Annotated in this window: 17 protein-coding genes; 10 read left to right on the forward strand and 7 right to left on the reverse strand. The window is 66.7% G+C overall.

Annotation, left to right across the window (positions count from 1 at the left end; translation table 11 throughout):
* Window positions 1-36: 36 nt before the first annotated feature.
* On the forward strand, window positions 37-1899 hold the full coding sequence (locus tag CIT37_RS08340) for a sigma-54-dependent Fis family transcriptional regulator (protein WP_028140441.1): 1863 nt from the start codon (window positions 37-39) through the stop codon (window positions 1897-1899).
* 185 nt (window positions 1900-2084) lie between these two features.
* Here CIT37_RS08340 and CIT37_RS08345 read toward each other — a convergent pair whose 3' ends face one another.
* On the reverse strand, window positions 2085-2639 hold the full coding sequence (locus CIT37_RS08345) for a flavin reductase family protein (RefSeq protein ID WP_038948187.1): 555 nt from the start codon (window positions 2637-2639) through the stop codon (window positions 2085-2087).
* Window positions 2640-2696: 57 nt separating this feature from the next.
* Window positions 2697-3794, reverse strand: coding sequence for an LLM class flavin-dependent oxidoreductase (locus CIT37_RS08350; RefSeq protein ID WP_038948189.1), 1098 nt, complete (start codon window positions 3792-3794; stop codon window positions 2697-2699).
* Window positions 3795-4032: 238 nt separating this feature from the next.
* On the opposite strand from CIT37_RS08350, the gene CIT37_RS08355 reads away from it, so the two are divergent.
* The 3 genes from CIT37_RS08355 (at window position 4033) to poxB (ending at window position 7441) form a co-directional block, all read left to right on the forward strand.
* The gene (locus CIT37_RS08355) at window positions 4033-4959 is read left to right on the forward strand and encodes a 2-dehydro-3-deoxygalactonokinase (protein ID WP_028140438.1); all 927 of its coding nucleotides are present in this window, start codon (window positions 4033-4035) and stop codon (window positions 4957-4959) included.
* Window position 4960: 1 nt separating this feature from the next.
* Entirely contained in the window at window positions 4961-5593 is a 633-nt protein-coding gene (locus CIT37_RS08360) for a 2-dehydro-3-deoxy-6-phosphogalactonate aldolase (protein WP_028140437.1), read from the forward strand.
* 111 nt (window positions 5594-5704) lie between these two features.
* The gene (gene poxB / locus CIT37_RS08365) at window positions 5705-7441 is read left to right on the forward strand and encodes a ubiquinone-dependent pyruvate dehydrogenase (protein ID WP_038971067.1); all 1737 of its coding nucleotides are present in this window, start codon (window positions 5705-5707) and stop codon (window positions 7439-7441) included.
* Here the strand turns inward: poxB and CIT37_RS08370 are convergent.
* Together CIT37_RS08370 and CIT37_RS08375 are read right to left on the reverse strand one after the other, a co-directional pair.
* Window positions 7438-7803 carry a hypothetical protein gene (locus CIT37_RS08370; RefSeq protein ID WP_038971066.1) on the reverse strand — a complete coding sequence of 122 codons (366 nt, stop codon included), beginning with the start codon at window positions 7801-7803 and terminating at the stop codon, window positions 7438-7440. The two genes, poxB and CIT37_RS08370, sit on opposite strands and share 4 nt — an antisense overlap.
* Before the next feature lie 67 nt (window positions 7804-7870).
* Window positions 7871-8779, reverse strand: coding sequence for a PaaI family thioesterase (locus tag CIT37_RS08375; RefSeq protein ID WP_038948194.1), 909 nt, complete (start codon window positions 8777-8779; stop codon window positions 7871-7873).
* A gap of 116 nt (window positions 8780-8895) precedes the next feature.
* On the opposite strand from CIT37_RS08375, the gene CIT37_RS08380 reads away from it, so the two are divergent.
* Window positions 8896-9216 (forward strand): hypothetical protein, encoded by a 321-nt coding sequence (locus CIT37_RS08380; protein ID WP_028140433.1) that lies wholly within the window; start codon window positions 8896-8898, stop codon window positions 9214-9216.
* A gap of 112 nt (window positions 9217-9328) precedes the next feature.
* Here CIT37_RS08380 and CIT37_RS08385 read toward each other — a convergent pair whose 3' ends face one another.
* Window positions 9329-10798, reverse strand: a complete 1470-nt coding sequence (locus tag CIT37_RS08385) for an amidase (RefSeq protein WP_161966352.1) — start codon at window positions 10796-10798, stop codon at window positions 9329-9331.
* Between the two features lie 1098 nt (window positions 10799-11896).
* On the opposite strand from CIT37_RS08385, the gene CIT37_RS08390 reads away from it, so the two are divergent.
* From CIT37_RS08390 to CIT37_RS08405, 4 genes are all read left to right on the forward strand, one after another.
* Entirely contained in the window at window positions 11897-14233 is a 2337-nt protein-coding gene (locus tag CIT37_RS08390) for a Tex family protein (protein ID WP_095426745.1), read from the forward strand.
* 245 nt (window positions 14234-14478) lie between these two features.
* Window positions 14479-14925 carry a hypothetical protein gene (locus CIT37_RS08395; protein WP_028140430.1) on the forward strand — a complete coding sequence of 149 codons (447 nt, stop codon included), beginning with the start codon at window positions 14479-14481 and terminating at the stop codon, window positions 14923-14925.
* A gap of 100 nt (window positions 14926-15025) precedes the next feature.
* On the forward strand, window positions 15026-15718 hold the full coding sequence (locus CIT37_RS08400) for a response regulator transcription factor (RefSeq protein WP_038948196.1): 693 nt from the start codon (window positions 15026-15028) through the stop codon (window positions 15716-15718).
* Window positions 15705-16775 carry a sensor histidine kinase gene (locus tag CIT37_RS08405; RefSeq protein WP_095426744.1) on the forward strand — a complete coding sequence of 357 codons (1071 nt, stop codon included), beginning with the start codon at window positions 15705-15707 and terminating at the stop codon, window positions 16773-16775. The genes CIT37_RS08400 and CIT37_RS08405 overlap by 14 nt, the downstream gene beginning before the upstream one ends.
* Here CIT37_RS08405 and CIT37_RS08410 read toward each other — a convergent pair.
* Both CIT37_RS08410 and CIT37_RS08415 read right to left on the reverse strand, forming a co-directional pair.
* Complete coding sequence (locus CIT37_RS08410) at window positions 16770-17141, reverse strand: response regulator transcription factor (protein WP_095426743.1); 372 nt, start codon at window positions 17139-17141, stop codon at window positions 16770-16772. The genes CIT37_RS08405 and CIT37_RS08410 overlap by 6 nt on opposite strands.
* Window positions 17138-18004, reverse strand: coding sequence for a S1C family serine protease (locus CIT37_RS08415; RefSeq protein ID WP_095426742.1), 867 nt, complete (start codon window positions 18002-18004; stop codon window positions 17138-17140). Before CIT37_RS08415 ends, CIT37_RS08410 begins: the two co-directional genes overlap by 4 nt.
* A 187-nt stretch (window positions 18005-18191) precedes the next feature.
* Between CIT37_RS08415 and CIT37_RS08420 the strand changes: the two genes are divergently transcribed.
* Window positions 18192-19157, forward strand: a complete 966-nt coding sequence (locus CIT37_RS08420) for a VOC family protein (RefSeq protein ID WP_095426741.1) — start codon at window positions 18192-18194, stop codon at window positions 19155-19157.
* Window positions 19158-19211: the final 54 nt, after the last annotated feature.

Raw genomic sequence — 19211 nt, forward strand, 5'->3', positions numbered from 1 at the left:
GACTTTGCACAATAATACAGGGTGGAGACGTCCGCGATGGCCAGCCTGTCGGCCTCGAACCATGTCGCCCGCGTCTTGTCCGTCGCCAATCAATTGGCCGACGTCGATGCCTCTTCGCGCATTGCCGATTCCTGGCGGCGCTGCCTGATCAGCCACAAGCTCGACCCCGCCCGCCAGGGACCGCCGCAGACGCTGACCGAGGCCGAGGTCCGGCATGTCGCCGAACCGATGGAGCAGCTGATCCAGCTGGCGACGCCGGAGCTCGAAGACCTCGCGCGGGTGCTGCGCGAGGCCGGCTATTGCGTCAATCTCGCCGACCCCAGCGCCACGATGCTGTGGAGCCGGCTGCCCGGCCCGGCCGATACTGAGATATTCATGCGCTGGAAGGTCTATACCGGCTCGAATTTTTCCGAGGCTTTCGAAGGCACCAACGGGCTCGGCACCGCACTTGCGGAGCAAAGGCCGATCCTGGTGCATCGTGACGAGCATTTTCGCGCGCAGTGGCACATGTTCTCCTGCGCCGTGGCGCCGCTGTTCGACCACGCCGGTCGCCTCGCCGGTGCCGTGAACATCACCTCTTGCCGAGAGGATCTCGAGCGCGCTGCGCATCAGCTCGCGCTCGCGGTGACGATGGAGGCGACGCGGCGCATGGAGGGCGCGATCTTCCGCGGTCATTTCCGCAACGCCTGGATCGCGACCGTGCCGGGCGACGGCGGCAGCGGTCTGCTGGCCTATGACGACGATCGCCGCATCGTCGGCGCCTGCCGTTCGGCGCGCGCACTGCTGGGCCTCACCGACGGCTTGATCGCATCCGGCATCGATCTGTCGCGCTACGTCAAGTTCGATCGTCATGCCGCCCGCGGCGTGGACGAGACAGTCGAGTTGCGTCGCGCCGATGGCAGTGCGTTAGGGCAGGGGCATGTTGCGCCGCCCCTGCAGACGAGATCATCGGCGCGTCCGCTCGCGCCGCGCCGCGATGCGCCTGTCGATCGCTTCGACGCGCTGCACCGGCTCGCCGGCCGCGATCCCGGGCTGATCAGAAGCGTGAAGCGGCTCCGAAGCATCGGCGATCACAATCTGCCCGTGCTGCTGCACGGCGAAACCGGCGTCGGCAAGGATGTGTTCGCGCGCGCCATTCACGCCGCGAGCAGCCGGGCGCGCAGCAATTATGTCGCGCTGAATTGCGCGGCGATGCCGGAGAGCCTGATCGACGCCGAGCTGTTCGGCTACGAGGCCGGCGCGTTCACCGGGGCGCGGCGCGACGGCTCGAAGGGCCTGATCGTGCAGGCCGACGGCGGCACGCTGTTCCTCGACGAGATCGGCGACATGCCGATCGCGCTGCAGACGCGTTTGCTACGCGTGCTGGAAAACCGAGAGGTTTGGCCGCTCGGCGCACTCAAGCCTGTCGCCGTCGACATCCGCCTCATCAGCGCCACGCACCGCGATCTCGGCCGCATGGCCGAAGAAGGCGGCTTCCGCGCCGACCTCTATTTCCGCCTGCGCGGCCTCGAGGTACGGCTGCCGGCCTTGCGCGAGCGTGCCGACCGGGACGACGTCATCCGCCAGATCGCGCGCGAGGAGGCGCCGAACTGCAGGCTTTCGGACCAAGCGTGGTCGCAACTCTCGGCCTATTCCTATCCCGGCAACATGCGCCAGCTTCGCCACGTGCTGCGGCTCGCCGGCTGCACGGCGGAGAACGGGATCATCACCGATGCGGATCTCGACCTGCCGCCGTTCGGAAAAGCGGAGCCGGACCTCGAAGCGGCCGAGCGCGCCACGATCGTCGAGGCGCTGCGCAAGCACGGCGGACGCGTCGCCGAAGCAGCACGGGCACTGAAGCTCAGCCGCGCGACGCTCTATCGGAAGATCAAGCTGCTGAAGATCGAAACGGCGCAGTAGCGGTCTCTGTCCCAGATCACAGACGTCGGAGGGTGGGCAAAGGCGCACTTGCGCCGTGCCCACGTCTTCTCGTTTAGGACCTAAGACGTGGGCACGCTTCCGCCTTCGCTCTTCGAGCTACGGCGGACAAGTCGCTTTGCCCACCCTACGATCTCTGTAGTCGTGGATCGCTTGCGTGGCGCCTCTTACGAAAAATCCGTCCAGCTCAGATGCCGTGAATCGAGGTCGCCGACCGTCACCGTTTCGCGCATCTCATGCGGCGTGTGAAAACTGCTGCGCAGGTACACCAGCGGCGCTGCGGTCGCCAAATGCGACACGCCGCGCACTTCGCCGACGAAGATCGAATGCGTCGTCGTCTCGAACTCCTGCGCCAGCACGCAATCGAATGCGGCGACCGCATCCGTCAGCACCGGGGCGCCGGTCGCGCCGCGCGTCCACTGTCCGAACGCAAAACGGTCGTCGCCGTTGACGCCCTTCTGGCCGCTGAAGGTGAGCGCGAGCAGGGCGTGATCCTCGTGCAGGAAGTTGATCGCGAAGGCGCCTTCCTCGCGGATGCGCCCATGTGCGCTGGCGTTGCGGTTGACGCAGACGATCAGCGACGGCGGGGAGTCCGACAGCGAGCAGGCCGAGGTCACCGTCAATCCCGTGCGCTTGCCGTGCTCGGCGCCGACCGTGACCAGCGCGACGGCGCCGGCACATTGGCGCATCGCCTGCTTGAAATCCTTTGCGTCCACGCTCACGCCGAGGCCTCCGAAATGGAAACGGGTGCGGCACGATCGCGCCGCACCCGCTGAGCGTCAAGCCGCCTTCTTCGCGGAGCCGAGATGCGCAAGGCGCGGCATCACCTCGTTCTTCAGCAGCGAGAGCGAGTGATGCCAGGCTTCCGCCTTGTGCTTGTAGTCGAAGCCGAACACCAGCAGCACGCCGAAGCCGCCGACCTCGTCGTAGATCTTCTCGATCTTCTCGGCGACGGTCGCGGGCGAGCCGACGATCCAGTTCCGCTTGGCGCAATATTCGACGGTGACGTCGCTGTCGGGCACATCAGGGGCGTGCTTGAGATAATCCTTGAAGCCGAAATGGCCGAGCAGCGGCAGGAAATACTCGCCCATCATCCGGCCCATCATGTCGCCGGTCGAGAGCTTCCAGGCTTCCTCGTCGGTGTCGGCGACGAACACCTCGCGCACCAGACGCCAATCCTGCCGGTTCGGCTTGCGCCCGGTCTTGGCGGCGCCGATCTCGACGGAGTCCCAGTGGCTCGAGACATAGGCCGGGTTGAGGTTGAGGCTCATCGGGATGAAGCCGCGCTCGCCGGCGAGCTTCAGCGTGTCCGAGTTCTTCGACAGCCCGGCGACGCCGATCGGCGGGTGCGGCGCCTGCAGCGGCTTGATGTGCGGCTTGAGGAAGTCGAACATCGTGTCCGGCTTGGTCACCGTCCAGAACTTGCCCTTGTGGGTGAAGGGCGCGGGCTCGGTCCACAGCTTCAGGATGATCTCCAGAGCTTCGCGCGTCATGTCGCGGTTCTGCCCGCTCATGCCGTCGACGTTGAACATCGCCCAGTCGCTCGGCAGGCCGGAGGCCGCGACGCCGAAATTGAGCCGGCCCTCGGAGAGATGGTCGAGCATCGCGACGCGGTTGGCGAGCTCGGCCGGATGGTGATAGGGCAGCAGGAATCCGCCCGGGCCGATGCGAAGCTTCTTGGTCTGCATCAGGGCCTGCGCGATCAGGAGGTCCGGCGTGGGATTGGGTTCCCAGGGCGCGGTGTGGTGCTCGCCGACCCAGGCCTCCTGATAGCCGAGCTCGTCGAGCCAGCGCATGACCTGCAGGTCCCAATCGTTCCCTTCCTTCAGGCCGCACTCCGGCGGATGCGAAGGCATCGTGAAATAGCCGATCTCCATGGGTTTCCTCATCTGATGTTGACGCGTCTTGTCGCGCGTTGACGGAGTTGAGCAACGAAGCTTCAGCAAGCGCTGTGCCAGCGGTTTAGCAAGCGCTGTGCCAGCACGGTTGAGCCTCGAATTGCGGAGAAAGGGCTGGTTTGCCCGCACAATAGCCGGTATCCCGGCGGTAGACCCGCAAGACGTCGTCTCATTGTCGCGAGACGGCGTCCCGGCCGTGAGACGAGGACAGTTTCGAATGACCGAACCCGCTTATGTCGCGGTGGACTGGGGCACCAGCAGTTTCCGGTTGTGGCTGGTCGATCGTGCCGGCCAGGTGCTGACCGAGCGCCGCAGCGGCGAGGGCATGCTGGCGGCGGCGAAGGCAGGCTTTCCCGCCGTGCTGCGATCGCATCTTGCGGCGATCGAAGCGCCGGATCATCTGCCGGTTCTGGTCTGCGGCATGGCCGGTGCCAAGACTGGCTGGGTCGAAGCCGGCTATGTCGACACGCCGGCGCCGCTCTCGGCCGTCCTGAAACAGGCCGTGCGCGTCCCCGGCGAAGCGCGCGACATCCGCATCCTGCCGGGCATCGCGCAGCGCGATGCAGCCGCGCCGGACGTCATGCGCGGCGAGGAAACGCAGCTGCTCGGCGCGCTCGGCCTCGATGCCGCGGGCGAGGCGCTGGTCTGCATGCCCGGCACGCATTCGAAATGGGTGCGCGTGAGGGACGGCGTGGTCGAACGCTTCTCCACCTTCATGACCGGCGAGCTCTTCAGCGTCGTCTCGCGCGAGACCATCCTGTCGCTCGCGGTCGCCGGCGCCGACGAGGCCGAGGATGTCGCGAGCTTCAAGGCGGCGGTGAAGGCCGCCTATGAGGCGCCGGCCTTCGCCGCCAATCTCTTGTTCGGCGCGCGGTCGCGCCAGCTTCTGTTCGGCGGCACGCCGGCCGCGGCGCGCGAGACGCTGTCGGGGACGTTGATCGGCGTCGAGCTGGCGGCGGGGCTTTCGGGCCTCGTGCCGCAAGCGGGCGTCAAGCTGATCGCCTCGGGGCGGCTTGCGATGCTGTACCGGCTGGCGTTTGAGGCGCTGTCGGTCAACGCTGATACGGTCGATGCGGATGAAGCCGTCCGCCGTGGCCTTTCGATGGCAGCTGCCGCGATCTGGACGAAATCAGAGGATCTTTGAGATGAGCGTTCCCTTTCCGCCGATGAAGCGGCCGCTGGTTGCGATCCTGCGTGGCGTCAAGCCCGAGGAGACCGAGGCGATCGTCGCCGTGCTGATCGAAGCCGGCATGACCGCGATCGAGATCCCCCTGAACTCGCCCGATCCGTTCCGCTCCATTGCAACGGCGGTGAAGCAGGCACCTCCGGGCGTGCTGATCGGCGCCGGCACGGTGCTGGCGACCGCGGATGTCGATCGTCTCAACGACGCCGGCGGCAGGCTGATGGTCTCGCCGAATGTGGACACGCAGGTGCTCGTGCGTGCGCATCAGTACGCCATGGTCACGCTACCCGGCGTGTTCTCGCCGACCGAGGCGCTGCTTGCCGCGCGCTCCGGCGCATCGGGCCTGAAATTCTTTCCGGCCAGCGTGCTAGGTGCCTCCGGCATTGCCGCGATCCGCGCCGTGCTGCCATCAGGCGTCATGATCGCGGCCGTCGGCGGCGTCTCCGATCAGAATTTTGCCGAGTACATCAAGGGCGGCGTCACCGCCTTCGGGCTCGGCTCCAGCCTCTACAAGCCCGGCATGAGCGTCGCCGACGTCGCCGCGCGCGCGAAGGCGACGATCGCGGCTTACGATCGGGCAATTCAGAAAGATTGAACGGACAATAACTAGCCGTGATCCTGACATAGCCTATTGTGCCACCACATGGAGTCGCGATGCTGATATTTGCGCATCGTGTGATGTGACTGGCTGAATCAGGAGACCGACATGGCGATCAACAACGTGGCCGATCTGTTCGTGGCAACGCTCGAGCAGGCCGGCGTCAAGCGCATCTACGGCATCGTCGGCGACAGCCTGAACGCCCTGACCGAGGCGCTGCGCCGCCGCGGCACCATCGAATGGATCCATGTCCGCCACGAGGAGGTCGCCGCGTTCGCCGCCGCCGGCGAAGCCGAGATGACCGGAAGCCTTGCGGTGTGCGCGGGCTCCTGCGGCCCCGGCAATCTGCATCTGATCAACGGCCTGTTCGACGCACATCGCAGCCGCGTTCCCGTGCTGGCGATCGCGGCGCAGATCCCGACCGCCGAGATCGGCGGTGGCTATTTCCAGGAGACCCATCCGCAGAACCTGTTCCGCGAATGCAGCCATTATTGCGAGCTGGTGTCCGACCCGAGCCAGCTTCCTTACGTGCTGGAGAATGCCATCCGTGCGGCGGTGGGCCTGCGCGGTGTCGCCGTCGTCGCCATGCCCGGCGACGTCGCGTTCCGCAGCCCGCCCAAGCGCGCGCTGTCGACCACGCGCGGACTCGCGCTGTCGGCGCCCCATGTGGTGCCGCAGGCGAATGAGCTGAAGGCGCTCGCCGATCTCCTCAACGGCACCGAGCGCGTCACCCTGTTCTGCGGTCGCGGCTGCGCCGGCGCGCATGCGCCCTTGATGCAGCTGGCCGAAGCGCTGAAGAGCCCGATCGTGCATGCGCTCGGTGGCAAGGAGCACGTCGAATACGACAACCCCTATGACGTCGGCATGACCGGCTTCATCGGCTTCTCCTCGGGCTATGCCGCCATGCACGCCTGCGACGCGCTGGTGATGCTCGGCACCGATTTTCCCTACAAGCAATTCTTTCCGACCGATGCGAAGGTCGCGCAGATCGACATCCGCCCGGAAAATCTGGGACGGCGCTGCAAGATCGATCTCGGCCTCGTCGGCGACGTCAAGTTGACCATCGAAGCGCTGCTGCCGCTGCTGAAAGCGAAGACGCAGCGCAAGCATCTCGACGACGCCGTCGCGCACTACAAGAAGGCGCGCGAGGGTTTGGACTCGCTCGCCAAGGGCACGCCGGGCAGCAAGCCGATCCACCCGCAATATCTCGCAAAGATCATCAGCGATCATGCCTCCGACGATGCGGTCTTCACCGCCGATGTCGGCACACCCACGGTGTGGGCCGCGCGCTATCTCGACATGAACGGCCGCCGCCGGTTGATCGGCTCCTTCGTGCACGGCTCGATGGCCAACGCGATGCCGCAGGCGATCGGTGCGCAGGCCGCCCAGCCGGGCCGCCAGGTCATCTCGCTCTCCGGCGACGGCGGCTTCACCATGATGATGGGCGATCTGATCACGCTGACGCAAGAGAAGCTGCCGGTGAAGGTCGTGATCTTCAACAACGGCGTGCTCGGCTTCGTCGCGCTGGAGATGAAGGCGGCAGGTTTCGTCGACACTAATGTCGACCTGGAGAATCCCGATTTCGCGGCGATGGCGCGCGCAATGGGCATCTTTGCCAAACGCGTCGAGGATCCCGGCGAGCTCCCCGGTGCGGTCAAGGAGATGCTCGCCCATGACGGCCCGGCCCTGCTCGACGTCGTCACCGCCAAGCAGGAGCTGTCGATGCCGCCGACCATCACCACCGAGCAGGTCAAGGGGTTCAGCCTCTGGGTCCTGCGCGCGGTGATGAACGGCCGCGGTGACGAGGTGCTTGATCTTGCGAAGACGAATTTGTTGCCGCGTTAGCCCCGCTTCACCGAAGGCGCGGGCAGCTGCTCCTGGCGGCGCTGGAAGCGCTGCCAGTGCAGCACGCTGCCGATCAGCAGGGCCGGCAGGAAGCCGAGCGCGATCAGGAAATGCGGCAGCTGCGTCGGCGAGACGAAGGCGATGGCGATGTCCGAGATCAGCCAGAGCGCTGCGAACATCACCGCAAAGTCCGTTCGCGCGCAGCGCAAATAGTAGAACACGGCGGTGATGACGATCGTGGGGCCGATCGCAACGCCGATCATGATCGCGGTCAGCTCCTTCGGCGTCAACGCGTCGAGCATCATCGCGGCCAGCAGCCAGAGTGCGGCGAACATGGCGACGATGTCGAGCGGATGCCGCAATTCAATACCTCTCGCGGGGACGCGCTATCGTTGTGGCCGGAGCTGCGGCCGTCAAGTCAAAATGCGCTTATTCCTCGTCACTTCCGGGCGTCGGGCGCAGCATGAAATGGCCGAAGGCGGTGGCGATCGGCTTGGCCGCGTCATCCTGCCAGGCGCGCGCCTCGAAGGCGACGATACGCCGACCCTGCTTCACGATCGAGACGTTGGCAAACGTGTCGAGCGCACGGCCGGAGCGCAGATAGTTGACGGTGAGCCCGATCGGCTTGGGTGGCGCGGCGGCGCCGAGCTCGCGCGCGACGCCGATGACAGCCGTGGTCTCGAGGAAGGCTCCGGTCATGCCGCCATGGATCGCGGGCAGGATCGGGTTGCCGATGATTTTTGGCGAGAACGGCATCGTCAGTGTGCCGTCGTCATTGACGCGGATGCCGAGAGCGCGCGCGAACGGGCTGCGCGCGAAGGGGCCATCCGGATCTTCCGGCGCCTCCAGCACCGGGATGCTGCGCGCATCCATCCTGCGGTCGGCGAGCATGTTGGTGCGGTTGGCGCCGATCATGAAGCAGGCGGTCGCAGTCGCTACCGGATCGTCCTCGGACTCCTGATAGGCGGTGGAGCGCACGAAGGCGATCGAGCGCGTGGTGCGGTAGCAGACCGAATGCGCCTTGATGTCGAGGCCGGGTGTCGCCGGCTTCTGGTAGTCGATGCGCAGGTCGAGGGTTGCGATCGCGCGCGTGCCGTCGAGCGCAAGTTGCACCGCCATGCCGCAGCTCTCGTCCAGCATCGCGGTGACGACGCCGCCATGCAGCACGCCGGTCTCGGTGTCGCCGACGAAGACGGGACGATAGGGCAGGCTCGACCAGGCCTCAGCCGGCGCAAAGCGGTCGAGCTGGAGCCCGCTGATATGGCCGTAATCGGAGCGGCGGCCCTGGACGGCGTCGGCGAGTTCCTCGAACGGGAGCGTGGTTGGTATGGTGCTCATGGGAAGGTTCTAGACCAGTGTCGGGCGCCGCGCAAAACCCCGAATTGGCCTCGACAGGGCAGGCCGAAGCACCGATGGTGGGCGCTTCGTTCGCCGACTAGCCGCAAGGAGCGCCCATGGCCGACCCCGAAACGCCCGCCAACAATCAGGGGCCCGTCACCATTTCGAGCTCCAGCTCCGAGCGGGCGCCGATCATCTATTTCGACGGTGCGTCCTGCTTCGGCCATCACAACGGCGCGATCCAGATCGAGCTCGCCGCGAACCTCCTGATGCCGGTCGGCGCGGCCGTCAGGGTCGACGTGATCCAGACCGCGCATCTGCGCTGCAGCGTCGCCGCAGCGCTTGCGCTGCGCGAAGCCCTCGACAAGGCACTGGCGATGTTCCGGCAGGGCCAGCAACAGCCGGTGACGGAGGAGATCCCCGCGGTGAAGAATTGAGATCGGAACGCTCTAGGATCCCGTCGCGAAACAAGACCTCATCCTGAGGGCCCGCCATCGGCGGGCGTCTCGAAGGATGGCCGCGAGGGCCTACGAAACAAATAGGCCTGCCTCAGCCCACATGCACCTTCGGCTTCTTGCCGCCGTTCCACTTGCCGTCGAGGGCGCGCTCGATCTGGGCGGCGAGTTGCAGCAACAGGCCGTCATTGGCCTGCTTACCGATGGCCTGGATGCCGAGCGGCAGGCCGTGGTCCTGGGCCGCCATCGGCATCGAGATCGCAGGCATGCCGCAGAGATTGGCGAGCGGCGTGAAGGCGAAGAAGCGCCAGAGATTGTCGAACCAGTCGCGCACATCGGGATTGTCGGAGATGGTGAGATATTCCCTGGTGCCGACCTTCGGCGTCGGCAGCGCGGTGATTGGCGTCAGGATCACGTCCCACTGCTCGAAGAAGGCGCCGAAGCCGCGTGACGTGGTGTTGAACACGCCCTGCATCTTCGCCCGCTCGGCGAAGCTGGTGTGCCGCCCGGCTTCCCAGATCCGGATGTTCATCGGCTCGATCAGGTCCTCCGGCGGTCTTTCCAGCCCGCGGGCGGCGAGCATGTTGGAGATCACCACCGCGAAATTCGAAATGTAGCACGTGGTCTGCGCCTCGAATGCAGCGGGAAGGTCGATCTCCGGCAGCGCATAGTCGACGTGATGGCCGAGGCCTTCGAGGAAGCGTCCGGCCTTCTCCAGCTCGGCTGCGAGCTCGGGCGTCGCGGTGTAGTTGCCCCATGTATGGGACAACGCGATGCGCAGCTTCGAGGGATCGCGCTTGATCATCTCGGAATAAGGCTGCGCCGTGGTCCAGAACGGCATGAACTCGCCGGGTGCCGGCCCGCGGGCATGATCGACGAAGGCGGCGGTGTCGCGCACCGAGCGCGACTGGCAGCCCTGGATCGAGACGAGGCCGGTGAGATCGGACATGTGGGGGGCGAGCGAGAACACGCCGCGCGAGACTTTCAGCCCGATGTTGCCGTTGACGCCGGCGGGAATGCGGATCGAGCCGCCGCCGTCGGTCGCATGCGCGATCGGCACCACGCCGGCCGCGACCATCGCGGCGCTGCCGGCCGACGAGCCGCAGGTGGTGTAGTCGGTATTCCAGGGATTGCGGGTGACGTAGACGGCGGGATTATCGGCCGAAGAGCACACGCCGAATTCCGGCGTCGTGGTGCGTCCGATCAGGTTGAGGCCGGCCTGGCGGAATTTGCCCGTGAGGAACGTATCGGCCGCGGCGCGATTGCCGCGCATCAACAGCGAGCCCATTTCCTGCAGCCGGCCCTTCATGGTCGGCCCGAGGTCCTTCATCAGGAACGGCAGGCCGGCGAACGGACCTGCGAGATTGGCGCCGTCCTTGGCGGGATCGGCGATCACGTCCTCGAACAGCTCGACCACGCCCGACAGCGCCGGATTGACCTTGGCGACACCGGCGGCAGCCTGGCGCGCCAATTCCTTCGCCGTCAGCTCGCCCTTGCGGACACGCGCCGCGAGGCCCACGCCATCGTGCTGCGCCCATTCAGTCCAGCTCATCGGCAAAGTCATGAAATTCAAATCCCTTTGATGCGGCGCCACCTTCCTTTAGCAAGGGGCCGCATGAATCAACTGAGCCGGCACGAGGGGCAGGGTTGCATGGGGCGGAGAGGTCGCAAGGCGGGTCTCAATCCGGCAGTGGTGCGATGGTTGCAACCGGGCCGGCGCGACGATCGACCGTAGCCCGTAGCCTGCCGCGCCAATCCCGGATTACGCCTGCGCTGCATCCATCGTTACTGTGTCGCCCTCTGTCAATCCATAAGCGCAAAAATATTCCACTTTACCGAAATTCGGTTTCGGCGTATGTGTCGCCCATCCTGATCCGGCGAGAGGGGCGGTCGTACGTCGTCACGAGCCGCGGATCGGGGAGCGGTGGACGCGGCAGCGTCGTGCACGAGAGGCGGGAGCAGGGCGGGCGAACCCCGTGAGGTCCCGGCGGCGTGCGGACGAACGGCGCTGATGCGTACGGCCAAATCGCGTGGTCCTGGCTGTCGTTGCTACAGTCAAGCCTTGCGGAGGTGCGCCAAGCCCGACCGGGCGAAGCGCATCGCCAATCCGCGGGGTGACGGAGGCAAGCAGGAACTCGTCTCCGGGGAGAGCGCGCCATACGCCGTCAGACCATCGCGCAGGGAAGGCCGGATGATCGGCTGCCCTGTGTCTCCCTCGTGCATTGCGTGTGCAATGTCTTCGCACGGGGGTCTTGCGGGTGCCAGCCGGCACCCGGCCTTCCCTGCGCCCTTTCTATTGAGGGCGCGAAGAAGAGAGCAAAACTCGGGCGGAAGCGCCGCGAGGAGGAGAAGCCATGTCTGCGAGTCACAACCTCCGACATCGTAGGGTGGGCAAAGCGCAAGCGTGCCCACGCATCTCGTGCCGCAAATTGAGTTTGGTGGGCACGGCGCTTCGCGCCTTTGCCCACCCTACGGCACGTGTCTGCCGCTCACATCGGCACGTCCCCACGAATGTGGCGAGATCGCATCTGTTCGACAAAAAAATCCCCTGTCGACGGTCCTCCGCGGTACCTTGATGAATCAACCCCGGTTGGTCCATAAGCGGCGTCCCGTGGCCGGTGGTTCGCCCCCGCGTTGCGTGCTTGGATAGAGGAATTCTCGCGTGGCAAATATCAACCAGAAAATTGCGCAGGAGCTTGGGGTTCGGGCGGAGCAGGTCGAGGCGACGGTGACGCTGCTCGATGGCGGCGCCACGGTTCCCTTCATCGCCCGCTACCGCAAGGAAGCGACCGGTGCGCTCGACGACGCGCAATTGCGCACCCTGGAGGAGCGCCTGGGTTACCTGCGCGAGCTCGAGGACCGCCGCAAGGCCATCCTCGAATCAGTCCGCGAGCAGGGCAAGCTCGATGCCGCGCTCGAGGCCTCCATTCTCGCCGCCGACAGCAAGGCCCGTCTCGAAGACATCTATCTGCCGTTCAAGCCGAAGCGCCGCACCAAGGCGGAGATCGCCAAGGAGGCCGGCCTCGAGCCGCTCGCCAACCAGCTGATGGCGGAGCCGACCAACGATCCGAAGGTCGTGGCCGAAGGCTTCATCAACGCCGAGAAGGGCGTTGCGGATGCCGCCGCCGCGCTGGATGGTGCCCGCGCCATCCTGGTCGAACGCTTCGACGAGGACGCCGATCTGATCGGCGCGCTTCGCGAGGAAATGTGGACCAATGCGCGCATGGCCTCCAAGGTGCGCGACGGCAAGAAGACCGAGGGCGAGAAGTTCGCCGACTATTTCGAGTTCTCCGAGCCGCTGACCAAGCTGCCCTCGCACCGCATCCTCGCGATGTTCCGCGGCGAGAAGGAGGAGATCCTCGACCTGCAGATCCAGGCCGAGGCCGAGGCGCCGCCGCCGGGCGTGCCCAGCGCCTATGAACTGAAGATCATGAAGCGGTTCGGCATCGCCGACCTCAAGCGCGCCGGCGACCGCTGGCTGATCGACACCGTGCGCTGGGCCTGGCGCACCAAGATTCAGGTCCATCTCAATATCGACCTGCGCATGCGGCTGTGGAACGCCGCCGAGACCGAGGCCGTGCGCGTGTTCGCCTCCAATTTGCGCGATCTCCTGCTGGCCGCGCCGGCCGGCACCCGCGTCACCATGGGGCTCGATCCCGGCTACCGCACCGGCGTCAAGGTCGCCGTCACCGATGCGACCGGCAAGGTGGTCGATACCGCCGTGATCTATCCGCACGAGCCGCAGCGGCAGTGGAACGAGTCGCTCGCGATCCTCGGCAAGCTCGCACTGAAGCATCGTGTCGAGCTGATCGCGATCGGCAACGGCACCGCCTCGCGCGAGACCGACAAGCTCGCAGGCGATCTCGTCAAGGGCCTGGCCGAGCTGAAGATGACCAAGATCGTGGTGTCGGAAGCCGGCGCGTCGGTCTATTCGGCCTCGGCTTTCGCCTCGGAGGAATTGCCCGGTCTCGACGTCACCCTGCGCGGCGCGGTCTCGATCGCGCGGCGTCTGCAGGATCCGCTCGCCGAGCTCGTCAAGATCGAGCCCAAGGCGATCGGCGTCGGCCAGTATCAGCACGATCTCGGCCAGGCCAAGCTCGCAAAATCGCTCGACGCCGTGGTCGAGGACTGCGTGAACGCCGTCGGTGTCGACGTCAACACCGCGTCCGCACCGCTGCTTGCCCGCGTGTCGGGCGTCGGCTCCGGTCTGGCGCAGAGCATCGTGGCCCACCGTGACGCCAACGGCCCGTTCAAGTCGCGCAAGGCGCTGAAGGACGTGCCGCGGCTCGGGCCGAAGGCGTTCGAGCAGTGCGCCGGCTTCCTGCGCATCCTCGGCGGCGAGGACCCGCTCGACGCGTCCGGCGTGCATCCGGAAGCTTATCCGGTGGTGCGCCGGATCCTCAGCGCCACCAAGAGCGACATCAAGGCGCTGATCGGCAGCAGCGAGATCGTGCGCACCTTGAAGCCGAAGGATTTCGTCGACGAGACCTTCGGTCTGCCGACCGTCACCGACATCTTGAAGGAATTGGAAAAGCCCGGCCGCGATCCGCGTCCGGCGTTCAAGGCCGCCGTGTTCAAGGAAGGCGTCGAGGAGATCAAGCATCTCCAGAAGGGCATGATCCTCGAGGGCACCGTGACCAACGTCGCCGCGTTCGGCGCCTTCGTCGACATCGGCGTGCACCAGGACGGCCTCGTGCACATCTCCGCGATGTCCAAGACCTACATCAAGGATCCGCGCGAGGTGGTGAAGCCCGGCGACATCGTCAAGGTCAAGGTGCTGGACTTCGAGGTCGCGCGAAAGCGCATCTCGCTGACCTTGCGCCTCGACGACGAGGTCGGCGCCAAGAAGGACGCCCCCGGCATGCAGCGCGACAACAGCTCGCGCAACCCTTCCCGCATGACGTCGTCCGCACCGCGCAAGCAGGAATCGTCCGGCGGCGGTGCGCTCGCCGAAGCCCTGCGCCGCGCGGCGGAGAAGAACAACGGCAAGCGGGCGTGAGATCTTAACCTCTCCCCGCCCTTTGCGGGGAGAGGTGAGCTGCTCGACGGTGGAAAGCTTTCTCCACGTCGTCATTGCTTCGTCGCAAGGGCTCCTCGCAATGACGGGGAGAGAGTTGGGCTCCCTCTCCCTAACACCCGCGTCAGAATCTGGCGCGTTTGTAAGTTGAAGGCGCCGCTCGCTTCCTCTCATCTGATCGTCCTCGTGCGGCGTTAAGACCGCCGCACTGCAAGGAGGATGCTTCGATGAACAGCAGGCTTCTCAAAGGCCTCACCGCGGTGACGCTCGCCGCGGTGATGGCGGCAGCTTCACCGGTGCTCGCCAGAGGCGGCGGTGGCGGACATGGCGGCTTCGGCGGTGGTGGCCATTTCGGTGGTGGTGGCCATTTCGGTGGCGGCGGGATGCGCGCCGGCGGCTTTAGCGGCATGCATGTCGGCGGGATGGGCGGCGCGCGCTTCGCCCATGTCGGCGGTCCCGCCTTTGGCGGCGCACGCTTCGCGCATGCGGGGATCGGGCCGCGGTTCGCCGGTGCCGGCTGGCACGGTCACCGCGGCTTCCACCATCATCATTTCCGTCGTTTCGCCGTCTTCGGCGCGCCCTTCATTTACGCCGGTTACAATGACGGCTGCTGGCGCAGGAGCTGGACGCCCTACGGATGGCAATGGGTCAATGTGTGCGGAGACTATTGGTAGTCGCATCGCCGTACCGCACCATTGTCGCGGTCGCCACCGGGCGGTTCCGTCCAGCCCCGGAACGGGATAGTCTGGTGGCGATCGTCGCGCGGAGTTTTGCATGACCGGAGGTCACCGTCGCATCCTGGTCGTCGAGGACGATCCGGAAACCGCAGGCCAGCTCGTCGAGGAATTGACGACCTCCGGCTACGACGTCGATCTCGCAGCCAACGGCCGTGAAGCCCTGAGCCACGGCGCCGCGCGCGACTATGCCGTGATCACGATCGACCGCATGTTGCCCGATATCGACGGCATCAGCGTGATGCGGCAATTGCGCGACGACGGCGTCGCCGCGCCGTTCCTGATCATCTCCGCGCTCGGCGAGGTCGATGATCGCGTCCGCGGCCTGCGCGCCGGCGGCGACGATTATCTCGTCAAGCCGTTCTCCTTCACCGAATTGCTGGCGCGGCTGGAGGCGCTCGGCCGCCGCAGCGAGACCATCGCCAAGGAGACGCTGCTGCGGGTCGGCGATCTCGCCATCGACCTGATCGCACGCAACGCCAGCCGCCGCGGCCGCAAGATCCCGCTGCTGCCGCGCGAATTCCAGCTGCTCGAATATCTCGTCCGCAACGAGGGCCGCGTCGTCTCCCGCGCGATGCTGCTCCAGCACGTCTGGGACTTGCATTTCGATCCCTCCACCAACATCATCGACGTCTATGTCGGTCGCGTCCGCCGCAAGGTCGACGATGCCCAGGCCTATCCGCTGATTCATACCATACGCGGCATCGGATATTGCCTCCGTGCTCCTGGTTAAGACGCTCCGCTCCTCGACCTTCCGCCTGGCGCTGATCGCGATCGCGGCCTTCGGGCTGATCGTCGCGGCGATCATGGCCTATGTCTATTTCGGCACGATCGCCTATGTGCGGAGCCGGGTCGGCGACGCCGGCGATCACGGCGGGTTCACCGCGATGATCGAGCTTGCGATGGCCGCGGTTGCCGTGCTGCTGCTGGTGCTCGCCGGGCTCGCCGCCGTGCTGGTGACGCGGCGCACGGTGGGGCGGATCGAGGAGATCAACGCCACCAGCCGCGCCATCATGCTTTCCGGCCTCGACCAGCGCATCCCCTTGCGCGGCAGCCATGACGAATGGGACCGCGTCGCCGAAAACCTCAACCAGATGCTCGACCGCATCGAGACGCTGATGGGCGAGGTCAAGCAGGTCAGCGACAACGTCGCCCACGATCTGCGCACGCCGCTGACGCGGATGCGCGGCCGGCTGGAAAAGGCCTATCACCACGAGCGCAACAGCGAGGCGGATGCCGCGCTGATCGGCGACACCATCGCCGATCTCGACGCGGTGCTCGGCATGTTCGCCTCCATCACCCGGATCTCCGAGATCGAGACCCGCGCCCGCACCGGCGCCTTCCGCGCGCTGAACCTGACTGAAATCGCCGGCGAGGTCGTCGAGCTCTACGACGCCGCCGCCGAGCAGGTCGCAACCCGCCTCAGCCTTGCCGGAGACCGCCAGGTGCCGATCACCGGCGATCGCGACCTGCTGTTCGATGCCATCGCCAATCTCGTCGACAACGCGATCAAGCACGGCCGGCCGGGCGGGCAGGTGACCGTGACCTGCCGCAGCGCCGAGGGCGGCGCGGTGATCGCGATCGCCGACGATGGTCCGGGCATTCCCACGGAGGAGCGCGATCACGTCTTCAAGCGCTTCTACCGGCTCGAGCAGAGCCGCTACACACCGGGCAATGGTCTTGGCCTCAGCCTCGTCGCCGCGGTCGCGCGCCTCCACGGCGCGGGAGTGGCGCTGCATGACAATGCGCCGGGCCTGACGGTCGAGCTCAGCTTCCCGATCGCGCTATAGCTCGATCACGCCGCGGCGTGCCGCATGCGCCACCGCGTCGGTGCGGCCGGTGGCGTCCAGCTTGTCGAGCAGCGAGCCGACATGGAATTTGACGGTGTGCACGGAGATGCCGAGCCGTCGCGCGATCATCTTGTTGGAGGCGCCCTCGGCCATCAGCGCCAGCACGTCGAGCTCGCGCTGCGTCAGCGCGATGTCGGCGGGCATGATGCGTGGATCGCGGGCGACGATCGTCGCCGTGGCGGCCTCGCCCGGCGCGGCAAGGCGAAGTCCGACGATATTGCCGAGCAAAGCCGCCAGGCGATCGGCGAGGGCGGGATCGTCGATCTCCAGGGCAAGCACGATCTCCGGCGTCCGGTCCTCGCTCACGCCTCCGGCCTTTCGCCGACTGTGACCTTGAAGCTGATCGGCTCACCGCCGCGGCGCGCAGCGACATCGACCACAGCGCCGACGCTGGAAGGTCCTAACGTCCGCGACAGCGCGCGCACGCCTGATAGCTTCTGGTCGTTGACCGCGACGATCACGTCGCCCTGGCGGATGCCGGCCGCGGCCGACGGACCGGCCTTGTCGACATTCATCACCATCGCGCCGATGCCGTCGTCGAGCCGGACCGGCTGGAGTCCGAGGCCGAGATATCCGCGCGCGATGCGGCCGCGCGTCTCGAGTTGCGCCGCGACCCGCTCGATCGTCGCCGTCGGGATCACCAGCACGCGCCGCGGCCCGAGCACCGCCATGCCGAAGGCTTCGCCCGATGCATCGAGCGCGAGGCCGCCCTGTTGGCTGCCGCGCAGGCGGACATCGAGCTCGATCCGCGCATCGATCTCGCCGCCGCGCAAGGAACGCCAGCCGCTGCCGGATGCCGACACCAGCCCCAGCGCGGCACTCGGCGTCTCGCGGTTGGTGGCCACCACCATCGACAACGCGCCGAGGGGCGGGACCGTTGCGGCGAGCTTGACCGGGGCAACAGCGGCCTCAGTGCGCAGCAGCGCGATATCGGTGGTGTGGTCGCGGCCCACGATCGTGGCGGCCGCCCGGCTGCCGTCGGGCAAGCCGATTTCGACCTCGCCCTCATCGGCCAGCGCCTCGTCGGCGGTGACGATCAGGCCTGGCTTCCACGCAAAGCCGGTGGCGCGGGAGCGATGCGAGTGCACGGAGACGACAGAGGGCGCGGTGCGCGCCACTACGTCCGCGAGGGCGGACGATAGTGAGGACAGGGGAGTTGGGTCGGTCATGGCTGGCTCCTGTAAGCTGCCCCCAATCTGGGATGTCGCGCGGAATCGCGAAACTGGCCGGGTGGTCAGGACACCGCCTGTTGCGGTCGACGAACATGTGATTGGGAGCCGCTCACGGGAACGTGTAGCAATCGGCCCGACATTGCGCCGCACGGCCTTAAGCCCTTTCAGCGAGCCCTGACTGACCATGACCATCGACCTCACCCGCCGCACCCTGCTGCAACTCGCCGGCGCGACCTCGCTGGCCATGGCCGCCGCAGCCGCGGCGCGCGCCGAGGGCACCCCGCAGGGCGGCGGCCCGACCTTTGCCAGCCGCACGCCGATGCGGGTCGGCATGGTGACGCTGCGGGTGAAGAATCTCGACAAGGTTGCGGACTACTACCGCGATGTCATCGGCCTCACGGTGATGGAGCGCTCGGCGACTGCGGCGAAGCTCGGCACATCAGGCATCGCGCTGCTGGTGCTGGAGGCCCGCCCCGATGCGGCAATCGAGCCGCGCAATGCCGCCGGCCTCTATCACACCGCCTTCCTGATGCCGACCCGCAAGGACCTGGCGCGCTGGCTTGTGCACGCGGCCTCGCACCGCGTCAAGCTGTCGGGCTTTGCTGATCATCTCGTCAGCGAATCCGTCTATCTCGATGACCCCGAAGGCAACGGCATCGAGGTCTATGCCGACCGCGATCCCTCGCAGTGGCAATGGAGCGAGGGCAGCGTGAAGATGGCGTCCGACGAGCTCAACATTCCCGACCTGCTGTCGCTGACCAATACGCGCGTGCCTGATTACGCCAGGGCACCGGACGGAATGCGCATCGGCCACATGCATCTGCGGGTCGGCGATCTCGCGCAGGCCGGAAATTTCTATCATGGCGCGATCGGCCTCGATCCGACCCGCAGCCGCAACGGCGCCGCGTTCCTGTCGTCGGGCCGCTATCATCATCATCTCGGCATGAACGTCTGGCAGAGTCAGGGCGCCGGCCAGCGCGACGGTCAGATGACGGGTCTCGCCTGGTTCTCGCTGGTCATGGCGAAGCCGGAGCTGCTCGCCGCGCAGGAAGAGCGCCTGCGCAAAGGCGGTGCGAAGGTCACGGCGCTTGCCCACGGCGTGGAGGCGATTGATCCCTGGGGCACGCGAGTACGCTTGCTCAAGGTTTGATCGCGGGGGCGGGCATTGCTAAGACCCGTCGGGTGCCAGCTTCCGGAGCCCCCG

It is taken from the genome of Bradyrhizobium ottawaense, from assembly GCF_002278135.3.
Lineage (GTDB): Bacteria > Pseudomonadota > Alphaproteobacteria > Rhizobiales > Xanthobacteraceae > Bradyrhizobium > Bradyrhizobium ottawaense.

Bases quoted from the DNA above. Each gene is read 5' to 3' on its own strand.
- CIT37_RS08340 (WP_028140441.1), top strand. From the start codon at position 37: ATGGCCAGCCTGTCGGCCTCGAACCATGTCGCCCGCGTCTTGTCCGTC.
- CIT37_RS08350 (WP_038948189.1), bottom strand. From the start codon at position 3,794: ATGGAGATCGGCTATTTCACGATGCCTTCGCATCCGCCGGAGTGCGGC.
- CIT37_RS08355 (WP_028140438.1), top strand. From the start codon at position 4,033: ATGACCGAACCCGCTTATGTCGCGGTGGACTGGGGCACCAGCAGTTTC.
- CIT37_RS08360 (WP_028140437.1), top strand. From the start codon at position 4,961: ATGAGCGTTCCCTTTCCGCCGATGAAGCGGCCGCTGGTTGCGATCCTG.
- poxB (WP_038971067.1), top strand. From the start codon at position 5,705: ATGGCGATCAACAACGTGGCCGATCTGTTCGTGGCAACGCTCGAGCAG.
- CIT37_RS08375 (WP_038948194.1), bottom strand. From the start codon at position 8,779: ATGAGCACCATACCAACCACGCTCCCGTTCGAGGAACTCGCCGACGCC.
- CIT37_RS08380 (WP_028140433.1), top strand. From the start codon at position 8,896: ATGGCCGACCCCGAAACGCCCGCCAACAATCAGGGGCCCGTCACCATT.
- CIT37_RS08385 (WP_161966352.1), bottom strand. From the start codon at position 10,798: ATGACTTTGCCGATGAGCTGGACTGAATGGGCGCAGCACGATGGCGTG.
- CIT37_RS08395 (WP_028140430.1), top strand. From the start codon at position 14,479: ATGAACAGCAGGCTTCTCAAAGGCCTCACCGCGGTGACGCTCGCCGCG.
- CIT37_RS08400 (WP_038948196.1), top strand. From the start codon at position 15,026: ATGACCGGAGGTCACCGTCGCATCCTGGTCGTCGAGGACGATCCGGAA.
- CIT37_RS08415 (WP_095426742.1), bottom strand. From the start codon at position 18,004: ATGACCGACCCAACTCCCCTGTCCTCACTATCGTCCGCCCTCGCGGAC.
- CIT37_RS08420 (WP_095426741.1), top strand. From the start codon at position 18,192: ATGACCATCGACCTCACCCGCCGCACCCTGCTGCAACTCGCCGGCGCG.